Here is a 12164-nt window from a genome sequence, read left to right as displayed (position 1 = left end):
TTAACGAATGGAAGTAAGTGGTAGTCTATCATAATAAGGGAGCAAGAAATCCAGTAGTACTAATGCGGTGACTGCTTCTACTACCGGAACGGCACGAACGGCGATGCATGGATCATGACGTCCTTTAATTTGTAGTTCTACATTTTCTTGTTCTTTAAAGCTAATGCTATCTTGCATAAGTGAAATGGATGCAGTTGGTTTCATTCCCACCTGAAGGACTAGGGGCATGCCATTAGTAATACCACCTTGGATACCGCCACTATTATTAGTGCTAGTTTCAATGTGATTATTTTTACTGTGGTCAATGCGGAAAGGGTCATTTTGCTCAGACCCGCGTTGTACACAACCGTCAAAGCCGCTGCCAAAGGAAACACCTTTGACCCCAGGAATGCCAAAGAGCGTGCGTGCTAGGCGGTTTTCTATGCCGTCAAAATTAGGATTGCCAATGCCTACGGGAAGGCCGGTGGCAAATACTTCAATGATGCCGCCAGTGGAATCACCTAGTTGGCGAAGTTCATCAACATAAGTAATGGCATTGAGTCGTGCTTGATTGTCAACCATGGCGAGGGTCTCATGACCTACTTGGTGAAGCGCATCCATGGGTGGATTTACATAATCTAGGGTTGTATCCTTGATAGGTCCTACTTGTTTTAAATGAGCGCCAATTTCAATGCCCTTAGCTTTTAAGAGTTGAAGGGCAATACCGCCGGCACAGCAAAGTGGGGCCGTAAGTCGACCAGAAAAATGGCCGCCCCCTCTAAGGTCTACATAAGAGCCGTACCGTACCCGTGCTGTGTAGTCTGCATGAGAAGGGCGCGGCACATCGCGCAGATTATTGTAGTCACCAGAACGCTGATTAGTATTTTCAATATAGAAAGCCAAAGGAGAGCCACTGAGCTTGTTATTTACGAGACCACTTAGAAATACAGGTGTGTCCGCTTCTTTGCGCTGTGTAGTGACTAAACTTTGTCCTGGTGCGCGGCGCCTCATAAAAGTTAATAATGTATCTATATCAATGGATTCACCACAAGGTAAGCCATCGATGACAGCGCCGATGGCCGTACCATGGGAGGCGCCAAATACAGAAATAGTTAAATCTTTGCCAAAATTAGAGCTCATTTGCATGTCCTCCTAGTTGATTCCAATGATTAAAAAATAAGGGATACGATTTACTAATGGCTTCGCTATCTTTAAGTGTTACGGGTTCATTACTAATGAGGGCCATTAGGGTGCCGGCCATGACTAGGCGATGGTCATTGACGCAATGGCCTTGCCCGCCCGTTAAATGCCCAGTGCCTTCAATATAAAGATTGTCGCCTACACAGTAGGCTGTGCCGCCTAAATTATTAACTAAATTCGTGACAGCGTCTAAGCGATCGGATTCTTTTAGGCGAAGACGGGCGCCATTTATAAATTCGCTTTTGCCTTTTATGCCGCAAGCTAATGCGGCGAGTACTGGTAACAGGTCAGGCATTTGCTCTAAGTCTACGGATAGGGGCTTAGTGGCTTTTCCTTGGCAGTGAAGGTCTAATTCATGGGTGTTAGAATTGGGGACCCAGTTAATTGCTAATCCGGCTCTTTTTACAACATCCATAATACGTCGATCGGCTTGTACGGAATGGCGTTGTAAGCCCGTAATTGTTATAACTTGTCCTGTGAGGGCAGCCGCTACAATCCAAATCGCACTGTTGGACCAATCACCTTCAATGGCATAATTGTTACAGCCTTGGTATTCTTGCTCGGTGTTGACTATAAAGGTATCCCCTTTTTTAGTTACGGTAACACCAAAATCTTGCATAACTCCTATGGTTAGTTCTACATAGTCTCGTGATTGAAGCGCTGTGGTGCTATGAATGGTAACTACCGGCTCTTGGTTTTGCCTATCTAATATAGGAGCCATATGAGGTGCAGCTAGTAAGAGACCAGAGAAAAATTGACTACTAATATTGCCAGCAAGATTAAAGGTTCCGCCTTGCAAATGGCCTGTCATGGTAAAGGGCGGTTTGGCTTCAGAAAATTGAACACCATGTGCTTCCATTTGACTTTTTAAGGGTTCTAGAGGTCGCTCTGGTAATCGACCAGCGGCGCTGACTTTTACTGAAGTGCCTAGGGTAGCACCGACAGGTAATAAAAGCCGTAAGGTCGTACCTGACTCGTGAGCGTCAATAATAGCATCTTGATTAACTTTTTTTTCATAGCCTAGAGGACTCTTTTTCTCATGGCCTGTAGTGTCCTTCTTCTCATAGTCTATGGAGCTCTTTTTCTCATAGCTTATAGGGCTTACAGTAACCCCTGTAGCTGTTCTCTCTATGCGAGCGCCCAAACCGCACAAGGATGTAATGGTAGCATCTATATCTTTAGAATATAAAGCTATGCGCAAGGTAGACGGGCTATTGCTTAATGCAGCAGCAATGAGGGCCCGATGGGCATGTGCCTTCGCGGGGATAGCTTGTATAGTGCCACTTGGGGCGGCTTGGGTAATTATATGCATAATGGTCTCCTTACTAAATTATTTCAATTCAAATAGTGTCTCTATCTCTTTTGTTTAAATACTTTTTAGCACGATTTCTTAGTAAAATGCCTTGTAGTTAGGTCTGCGTTACTCATCTAAATAGGAGGGGAGTTCATCATGTGAAATTGTGGCTAGTTCACATTGTCCCCATTGGGTAGGCCGGATAATGGTAATTGTATGGCCTTGGCTTTTCTTATCATGGGTTGCTGCTTCGCATAATATGGTACTACTAATCGTTGTTGTAGTAGGTAATTGATGGTGGGTAAGAATTTGTAAGAATCGATGGCTTACATCTTCAGAAATGAGCCCTTTTTTTACGGCACTGCGCATCATAATAGCCATGCCAATGGCAACAGCATAGCCATGATGAATGGTAAATTGGCTAGCCATTTCTATGCCATGACCAAAGGTATGACCAAAATTGAGCATTTGGCGAAGGCCTTTTTCTAATTCATCTTGTTGTACTATTTCAGTCTTGGCTTTTACACAGCATTCGATGATGCGGCTAATATGGTCCATATCATTAATAGTTAAAGGCGTGGTTTCTAACTCTTCTAGTAATTGAGGATAGCCAATCATGCCATATTTAATGACTTCACCGCAGCCATTAATGAATTCTTTAGTTGGCAATGTTTGAAGGGTGGAAGGATCACAGAGTACTAGCCGTGGTTGTTTAAAGGCACCCCAGAGATTCTTGCCAGCCGGTAGATTCACAGCTGTTTTGCCTCCTACAGAAGAGTCTACCATAGCGAGTAAGCTGGTGGGGATTTGAATATAATCGATGCCACGTAAATATGTGGCGGCTCCAAAGCCTGCCATATCGCCAACAACGCCACCGCCAAGGGCGATGAGTAGGTCCTTGCGAGTTAGCGCTTGTGCCGCTAAAAATTCGACTAAGTGGAGTAATTGATGGGCATTTTTCTGTGCTTCACCATGGGGAAATTGATACAGTTTCACGGTATAGCCTGCTGATGTTAATTGGTCAGTTAATGTATTCGCATAGAGGGGACCGACTTGATCATCTGTTACGATAACAACGGGGCAAGGCTTTTTGACTTTACGGATATAGTTGGCGGCCTTATGAAGAGCACCAGTTTCTATAATTACATCATAAGCGGTGGAGGCTTCAATATGAATTGTACTCATAGCAATCCTTTCTAAACAAGCCCATTGGCTACAATATCTCTAAGGGCAAAGACTTCTTTTGTTAATGCCTTGAATTGGTCAGGACGAAGAGCCTGAGGACCATCACAAAGTGCTTTGGACGGGTCATTGTGAACTTCAATCATAAGGCCATCAGCACCACCGCCAGTGGAAGCTAGTGATAGAGGGCGAACCATACGACTCATTCCCGCTGCATGGCTAGGGTCCATGATAATTGGCAAATGACTTAATTCGTGAATCATTGGGATAGCTGTCACATCAAGGGTATTACGAGTTTTGGTTTCAAAGGTACGAATGCCGCGCTCGCAAAGAACGATTTGGTCATTTCCTTCACTCATAATGTATTCAGCAGCCATTAGCCATTCTTCGTAAGTAGCACATAGGCCACGTTTTAAAAGCACTGGCTTTTTAAGTTTCCCCACTTCTTTTAATAAGGTAAAGTTTTGCATATTGCGGGCCCCAATTTGAAGCATATCCACATCATCAAAGTATTGAAGTTGCGATGGATCCATCACTTCGGACACAATAGGAAGGCCTGTTTCTTTTTTGGCTAATAATAAGAGCTCTAGGCCACTTGGACCCATGCCTTGGAAGGAGTACGGTGAGGTGCGAGGTTTGAAGGCACCGCCACGAAGAATAGTAGCACCGGCTTCTTTTACGGCCTGCGCTGTGGCGAGGACTTGTTCTGGTGTTTCTACCGAGCAAGGGCCAGCCATAATAGCGAAGTGACCGCCACCAATTTTTACGCCCCCTACATTGACTATGGTATCATCGGGGTGAAATTTACGATTGGCTTTTTTGAAAGGCTCTTGAATACGACTTACTTTTTCGACAATGTCTAAGGATTCAAGTTGGCGTTTATCAAGGGATGCGGTATCGCCAATAATACCAATTATAGAGTAATGCGTTCCCTTCGCTGGTACAAGTTGGAAGCCTTGGCTAATAAGGCGTTCTCTTAATTTTTGTAATTCTACAGGGTTCGCATTGTCTTTTAAGGTGATAATCATGATACATTCCTCCATTAGATTAAATACAGGCTCATTTGAGCCACCTACTATACTACTATGCTACGAACATTAGGTATCGATTTGATATTACTATGCTCCTATACTACGAGATGACATAGTTAAAATACTAGCTCCTTAAAGGTAGCTAAGTAAGGACTTCTAAGTATATGGAGGGGTAACAAAAAAGGAGCCACCCGTCTCCAATACGGGTAGCTCCTTACTATAGTAAGCCTTGCCTAGATGACCTAAATCAGCGTAGCCCAAATAGTCCTTTACCCGTAGACTGGATAAAGAACCCAAAATAGAAGTATTGGCTGTTCATCGTGCTGATTTGATTCATCATTGGTATAGCTCCTTTCGTTAAGTAGTTTTTCACATTATAAACCTAAGGTATAAGGTTTGGCAAGTAAATTTTTCAAGAAATTTTATAAAAAATGAATCTACTGGACCAACATTTGTATTGTTAAAGTGTACAAAACATAGATAAAATCGCTATATTTGGGCATTTTTAATAGATGGCTTCTATGGAAAAATAAATTTCCATTACCAATCAGATTCGATGTTTAACTTTTAGTTCAGTTGATATTTCGATTGATAGTTCGATTAGGATTTTGAAGGGGTCTTCTGACTGGAATTTCCTGACTGAAATCTCCAGTGGTATTCTGAACAGAATCTCTATGGGGGTCCCATTTAGGAACTTTAAGGGGCTGGTGATTAATATCCTAAAGCAAGGACTAAAGAACCTGCTGCTAAGGCAAGAATAATAGGAATACCATTGCGTTTGGTTACCTCAATAGGATTAACACCTGCTATGCCTGCTACGATGATAGTAGCGCCAGCAATAGGCGAAATAGTACGGCCCAAAGTACCCCCTAAAGTAGCCATGGAGCCCATTTGCACAGTGGTCATACCAAAGTCTAAGGCATGAGACGAGATGGCTTCATTAAAGGCCATAGTAGCAGCATCTCCTGAGCCAGTAATGAGGCCGAGTAGGAAGGGACCAACGGCAGCTGCAATTTTCATAATGGATGGATTTTGCATCATTTCTTGCGTGAAGGCTTTAACAAGGCCCATGGAATCCATACCAGCTACGAATACGCCACAAGCAATGATGATGGACATGATTTTAGCATAGCCTTCGCCCATGCCATTGAAGAAATTATTGGCGATTTCACGAGGGTTCGTGCGAGTTACTAAAATGGTAAGAAAGGCACCAATTAACATGGCCGCTGGAACAGATACCTTGAAAGCTGGGATTAGTCCTGTGGCACCTAGTAGCAAAATGGCTATAGGCACGATAGGCATGATGGCGTAGATAAAGTTGATTTTAAAATTAAAATCGGTTTGAAGATCAGGTGCTGGATGTCCCTTATATTCTTTAGTAATGTAGGCTACAATACTGAGGCTAATAGCAGCGACTACTAAAGAGGTTACATTGGCAATATAATGGAAGCTAATTACATCCATGGGCGATACATGAGCTAGTTTGGCTACAAAGGCATTATGTGCGAGCCCTGGATTTAACATGGAACCATAAGTACCTGCTTTTAAAGCGGCTGCCGCCATGGCTGGATGAATATCGGCAGACATCATAAGGGGAATAAATACGGCCCCCGCCGCTGCGGCTGTGCCCGCTGCACTAGGTAAGGCCATATTGATAAAGTAGGTGGCGATAACTACCCCTGGAATAAGAAAGAAGGGCACATTTTTAATAACGCTGGCTAAGAGGTTAACTAAGTGTTTGTCGCATTCGGTGTATTTCATAACAAGAGCAAACCCCATGCAAGAACAAATGGACATAATGAGGCCGGCGCTCGTCATGCCTTTTTCAAAGGCCTTGAAAATATCCATAGGCACGCCACCGATGATGCCCATAAGAAAACCAGCACCAAGAAGAACAACTTTGGCATCAAATTTTAAAATCAGTAGTAATATGGTGCCAATAACAATAATGGAACCTGCAATAACCATAATAATCTCCCTCTTTTGAATAAATGAAAAATAATACCTAAAAACTATACCCCGAATTATAACGAATTGCTCGACGCGCCGCAATGAGGAGGGCGCATGTATACATGTATACAAGTGTATTTATATTGAACAGATGTATTTTCTATCGTATCATTTTATTTATGGTGTATTATATATGTGCATTTTATATTGTTTTGTCATAGGATGTACTAGGAATAGATGATTATAAAGCTTGTATTTATAGATAGAGGAGGAAACATTATGAATAGCATTGATTTTGCAAAGGCTAAAAAAGAGGAATATATTGCGCGACGTCGTGATTTGCACCGACATCCTGAGCCTGGTTGGTTGGAATATCGTACTGCTGCCTTAGCGGCCACTGTTCTTAGTAAATTAGGGTATACTATCGAAGCTGGTGAAGAGGTCCTTGATTTGGATGTGCGCATGGGGCTGCCATCAGATGAAGTAATGAAAGCCGCTATGGACCGAGCTATTAGTGAAGGCGCTGATCCAGGTTGGGTGAGTGTGTTTGGTTATGGTAAAACCGCATTGGTGGCCACTATGAAGTTTGCTGAAGAGGGGCCGACCGTAGCATTTCGTGCAGATATTGATTCTAATGATGTGCAGGAGAGTCAGGACGAAGAACATAAGCCAAGCAAAGAAGGCTTTGTTTCCATTCATGATAAGGCTATGCATGCTTGTGGTCATGATGCACATTTGACGATGATTTTGGGCCTAGCCGAATATATAGCGACCCATAAGGAACAGTTTAAAGGGACTGTAAAATTAATTATTCAACCCGCTGAAGAAGGTGTTCGCGGCGCTCGTGCCATGATGGAGGCTGGCGTAGTAGATGATGTGGATATTTTATTTGGTATGCACATCGGTATTGATCGGGCCCTTACGGGAGCCTTGGCTTGCAGTGACCCAGGTTTTTTAGCTACAACGAAATTAGATGTAAATTTCAAGGGGTATTCTGCTCATGCCGGAGCCAGTCCTGAAAAAGCAAATAATGCTATGTTAGCGGCTTGTACGGCGGTTCTTAACTTGCAAGCTATTGCTCGTCATTCCGGAGGGATTACACGGGTTAATGTGGGCGTATTAGAGTCTGGTACAGGCCGCAATGTAACACCTGGTAATGCAAGCTTGAAACTTGAAGTACGGGGTGAAACTACAGACATTAATGAGTATGTGGAACAGCGTTGCCGTACCATTTTAGAAGCAGCAGCACAAATGCATGATTGTGAAGTACAGATTGTTAAGGCTGGTGGCGCTCCAGCGGTGATTAATACTGAATCACTAGCTAAAGAAGTGCAGGCCTTAGCGGAAGATACAGAACTTTTTGACCGCGTGGTCTTGGCCTACTATGGTGGTGGTAGTGAAGACTGCGCGTACTTTATGCACCGTGTGATTGAACGGGGAGGACAGGCTACGTATATGATTTTAGGCTCCCCTATTAAGGCGCCACATCACAATCCTTGTTTTGATATTGATGAGGACGATATGATTAAGGGTGTTGCTTGGTTGGGGGCATTAGCTGATAGATTCTTAGGAAAGTAATTTAATAAGAAAAAACGCTCATTCCATAAGTTGTATGGAATGAGCGTTTTATATTGCATAGATTTTGTTATGTTGTATGTAAGTTTATATTAGTTATATGTAAAATTTATCTTACATGAAATTATGTAGTCTTATTTATTACATGAAATATATAGTCTTAGATTTTACATAGTAGGGTTTTAAATTATTCTAAATCGTCAAAGTCAAAGGCCGCTGCTTTAGTATAGTTAGTAACTTTGGCTTCGAAGAAGTCAGTCTTTGTGCTGTTGAGATTAGAGAAACTTTCAATCCAGGCCATAGGATTTTCCTTGATTTCTGGATAGAGTGGTTTAAGTCCAATTGCATCAAGACGAAGGTTTGCTAAGTATTTAATATATCGTTCGATTAGGACATTGTTAATGCCAAGAATCTTATCGTCAGTAATATATTGACCCCAAGCAATTTCATTTTCCGTGCCTTGACGGAGCATATCGGTCAATTCTTCTTCAAGCTCAGGCGTAAAGAGTTCTGGACGTTCTACACGAAGTTCACGAATAATATTTTGGAATAAAATTAAATGTGTTACCTCATCGCGATTAATGTATTTGAAAATCGTGCTAGTTGCTGTCATTTTACCTTGCCGTGCCAATGTATAGAAGAAGCTAAAGCCTGAGTAGAAGTAAATACCTTCTAAGATATAGTTAGCCATGATGGTGCGAATGAAATTGTGTTCTGATGGATCATCGCTAAAGCGTTGGTAAATATCGGCAATAAAGCGATTGCGAGAAAGCAATACTTCATCCGTACGCCATTCGTCATAAATGCGGTCACGAGTAATTGGATTTGTTACAGTGTCCAAAATATAAGAATAACTTTGCGCGTGAATTTCTTCTTGGAACGCTTGAATATTAAGTAAGGATGCTACTTCAGCAGCCGTTACATAACGACTTAAATTAGGTAAGTTTTCACTTTGAATGGAATCTAAGAAGTTTAAGAAGGAAATGATTTTATCGAAGGCGCGGCGTTCACTATCTGTTAAATAAGGAAATTGTTTTACGTCCTCATTTAAGGAAATTTCTTCAGGAATCCAGAAGTTATTGAGCATTGTGCGATAAAGAACTGTAGCCCAATCATATTTGATGCGGTTCCATTCACGAAGATTTGTGGTGTTACCGCCAATCATACTTTCTGTACCACGATCGCCGTGTTCGTTGAAAATCAATTTTTTTTCCATGATTGCATTCACCCTTTCTGTATATAGGAGTGGGCCCTCATAATGAGGGCCACTATAAGTTTAGTATATCATGAGCGCCTATATAAGGCACGTGGATTTGAAATAGATTATAAATATATTTCAAATATATTTATAATAGAAATGATTCATCAGCTCATCAAGAGGAGCAACTTGTACATTCATCCATTTCAAGGGATTGGTTGCGGATGTAATAAATTGTTTTAATCCCTTGCTTGTAGGCTTCTACATAGAGATTTAAGATTTCTTTAGCCTTCATTTGTGGTGTGATGTAAAGATTGAAGGATTGTGCTTGGTCAATATGACGTTGACGCACGCCGCAAGCCTTGATGCTCCATTGTTGATCAATGGTATGGGCTTCTTTATAAAGCCAGAATGTAGAATTGTCTAAATCTGGTGCTGTTTTAGGGGTGAAGCTACCTTTTTTCTCTTCAATAAAGAATTTTTTGAAAATAGGGTCAATACCAGCTGTAGTGTTTGCAATGTTAGAGGTACTGCCAGTTGGTGCGATAGCCATTAAATAGCCATTGCGCATGCCGTACTTAGCTACATCTTCGCGAAGTTTCATCCAACGAGGAGAGGTATAGCCACGGCGCTCAAAGTATGCACCAGTATCCCATTCAGAGCCTTTGAATGCAGGATAGGCACCCTTTTCTTTTGCCAGTTCCATAGAGGCTTTGATGGCATAGTACGCAATATTTTCAAATAATTCGTCTGCTGCCTTAATATGTTCTTCGCTTTCCCATTGCAATTGATGACGCACTAAATAGTGGTGATAGCCACTTGTACCAAGGCCAATAGCGCGGTATTTTTCGCTCGTCATCTTAGCTTCAGGTACAGGGAATTGATTGATGGAAATAACATTGTCGAGCATGCGAATTTGAAGTGTTACATTTTCTTCTAATTCTTCGTCAGTAATTTTACCTAAATTAATGGAATTTAAATTACAAGTTACCATATCGCCCGTAATAGTTTTGGTGGTAATGGAGCCATCAGGATTGATGACTTCTTCTTGTAAATTAGTAAAGCCTACATTTTGAGCAATTTCATGGCAGAGATTGGACGCATAAATCATGCCCGCATGTTTATTAGGATTTGTGCGGTTTACTGTGTCGCGGAAGAAGATGAATGGTGTACCTGTTTCTACAGCACTGCGCATGATGCGTTTCATCATGTCGAGGGCACTGACTTGGATGGAGTGAAGATTTGGATTTTGTTCACATTGTAAATATCGTTCAGTGAAGGCTTTATTATCATCTTCGTCATAGTAATCTTCTAAGGCAAAGCCCATTTCGCGTTCTACTTCATGAGGATCGAAAAGGGAGAAATTTTCACGAGCAAGAAGGCGTTCCATAAAAATATCTGGAATCGCAATGGCTGGGAAAATATCGTGTGCTTTACGGCGATCATCACCATTATTAGTGCGAAGTTCTACGAATTCGTAGAAGTCCTTATGCCAAATATCAAGTGTTACAGTGGCGCCACCTTTGCGTTTGCCCAATTGGTCTACGGCAACAGCGGTGTCATTGTAAAGGCGAACCCAAGGGATAACGCCGCCAGAGGAATTTTTGTAGCCACGAATATCGCTGTTTAAAGCACGCACTTTACCCATGTAAATGCCAAGGGCGCCGCCATGTTTAGATACGCGAGAGAATTTACTATTTACATCGTAAATGGACCAAAGATTATCATCAACGCCGGAAATGAAGCAGCTGCTCAATTGGTGGAATGGCGTTCCTGCATTGGCCAAAGTCGGTGTAGCTGTAGTCATTTTTAACTCACTCATTAAGTCATAGAATTTTTTAGCAAATTCTACTTTGCGATCCCCTTCGATTAAAGCGAGATGCATAGCGATAGCCATGAAGCGCTCTTGTGGAAGTTCATAGACTTCTTTGTCGAAGCCTTTTACTAGATAGCGATCAGCTAAGAGCTTAATACCTTCATAATTGAAGAGATAGTCGCGCTTTGGCTTAATGTAATCGCCGAGCTCTTGAAGTTCATCTTCAGTGTAGTCTTTGAGGAAGAAATCAGCGTAACGGCCAAGGTCTACTAAGGTTTTTACAAGGGCTGGGAAATTGCCGTAACCAAATGCCTTGTATTTGCGATTAATTGCTGCCTCTTTATATAAATCAAATAAATATAAGCGAGCGGCTACATATTGCCAATCTTGGTTCATGCGATTTACTTGATTGCCAAAGCCGTCGTCAGTTTTTTGGATTACTTTTTCAATAGCAGTTTGTACTAAAATCTTTTGAATTTCTTTAGTGCTCATGCCGTCTACGAATTGAAGCTTGGAGTCCATTTCAAGCTCAATAGGGTCACATGTTTCAAGACCTAAACATGCAAAGGCAATCATCTTTTTCGTTTTTTCTACGGAGAGCGGTTCGTAGTGTCCGTCTCGCTTCTTGATCATAATAGCCATAAATACTACTAATCCTTCCCTAAACAAGTGTATATACTTAAAAAAAGAGCTGATACTTACAACGTAGTGTAGTGTCAGCTATGTACTGAAAAAATCAATATCTTGTATATGAAACTGATTCCCTTCTACAAGATACACTCTATTATACTATTATTTGAAGAAAAAATAAAAGAGGAATTTTGACACAATGCGTTGTGAAATTTGCAAGGCAGCCCCTCTTGACTATATTGAAAAAAATAGAAATAGCGTCACTGTGCTAGTTTACAGTTTTTTGTTTACCAGATGGAAGAAAAAATG

General features: G+C 41.7%; 8 protein-coding genes. 1 reads left to right on the top strand and 7 read right to left on the bottom strand.

The features are described 5' to 3' along the window. The 5 genes from aroC to dcuC form a co-directional block, all read right to left on the bottom strand. A complete protein-coding gene (gene aroC / locus Q0376_RS02235) occupies positions 1-1119 on the bottom strand; it encodes a chorismate synthase (RefSeq protein ID WP_298703617.1) in 1119 nt (372 codons plus the stop codon). After that, on the bottom strand, positions 1109-2491 hold the full coding sequence (aroA, locus tag Q0376_RS02230) for a 3-phosphoshikimate 1-carboxyvinyltransferase (RefSeq protein ID WP_298703615.1): 1383 nt from the start codon (positions 2489-2491) through the stop codon (positions 1109-1111). Before aroA ends, aroC begins: the two co-directional genes overlap by 11 nt. Before the next feature lie 108 nt (positions 2492-2599). Beyond that, the gene (gene aroB / locus Q0376_RS02225; RefSeq protein ID WP_298703613.1) at positions 2600-3658 is read right to left on the bottom strand and encodes a 3-dehydroquinate synthase; all 1059 of its coding nucleotides are present in this window, start codon (positions 3656-3658) and stop codon (positions 2600-2602) included. An 11-nt stretch (positions 3659-3669) separates the two neighbouring features. Beyond that, positions 3670-4683, bottom strand: coding sequence for a 3-deoxy-7-phosphoheptulonate synthase (gene aroF / locus Q0376_RS02220; RefSeq protein ID WP_298703611.1), 1014 nt, complete (start codon positions 4681-4683; stop codon positions 3670-3672). 714 nt (positions 4684-5397) lie between these two features. Then, positions 5398-6654: a C4-dicarboxylate transporter DcuC gene (dcuC, locus tag Q0376_RS02215; RefSeq protein ID WP_298703609.1), complete on the bottom strand. Its 1257-nt coding sequence runs from the start codon at positions 6652-6654 to the stop codon at positions 5398-5400. A gap of 261 nt (positions 6655-6915) precedes the next feature. Between dcuC and Q0376_RS02210 the strand changes: the two genes are divergently transcribed. Further along, positions 6916-8214, top strand: coding sequence for an amidohydrolase (locus Q0376_RS02210; RefSeq protein ID WP_298703607.1), 1299 nt, complete (start codon positions 6916-6918; stop codon positions 8212-8214). A 184-nt stretch (positions 8215-8398) separates the two neighbouring features. Here Q0376_RS02210 and Q0376_RS02205 read toward each other — a convergent pair whose 3' ends face one another. Both Q0376_RS02205 and Q0376_RS02200 read right to left on the bottom strand, forming a co-directional pair. Next, complete coding sequence (locus tag Q0376_RS02205) at positions 8399-9427, bottom strand: ribonucleotide-diphosphate reductase subunit beta (RefSeq protein ID WP_298703605.1); 1029 nt, start codon at positions 9425-9427, stop codon at positions 8399-8401. 157 nt (positions 9428-9584) lie between these two features. Further along, the gene (locus tag Q0376_RS02200) at positions 9585-11867 is read right to left on the bottom strand and encodes a ribonucleoside-diphosphate reductase subunit alpha (RefSeq protein ID WP_363302978.1); all 2283 of its coding nucleotides are present in this window, start codon (positions 11865-11867) and stop codon (positions 9585-9587) included. Between the last annotated feature and the right edge of the window lie 297 nt (positions 11868-12164).

The sequence above is a fragment of the uncultured Veillonella sp. genome (genome assembly GCF_937981445.1).
In the GTDB taxonomy this organism is placed as follows: Bacteria; Bacillota; Negativicutes; order Veillonellales; family Veillonellaceae; genus Veillonella_A.
This window is presented reverse-complemented; position numbering and strand designations above follow the sequence as displayed.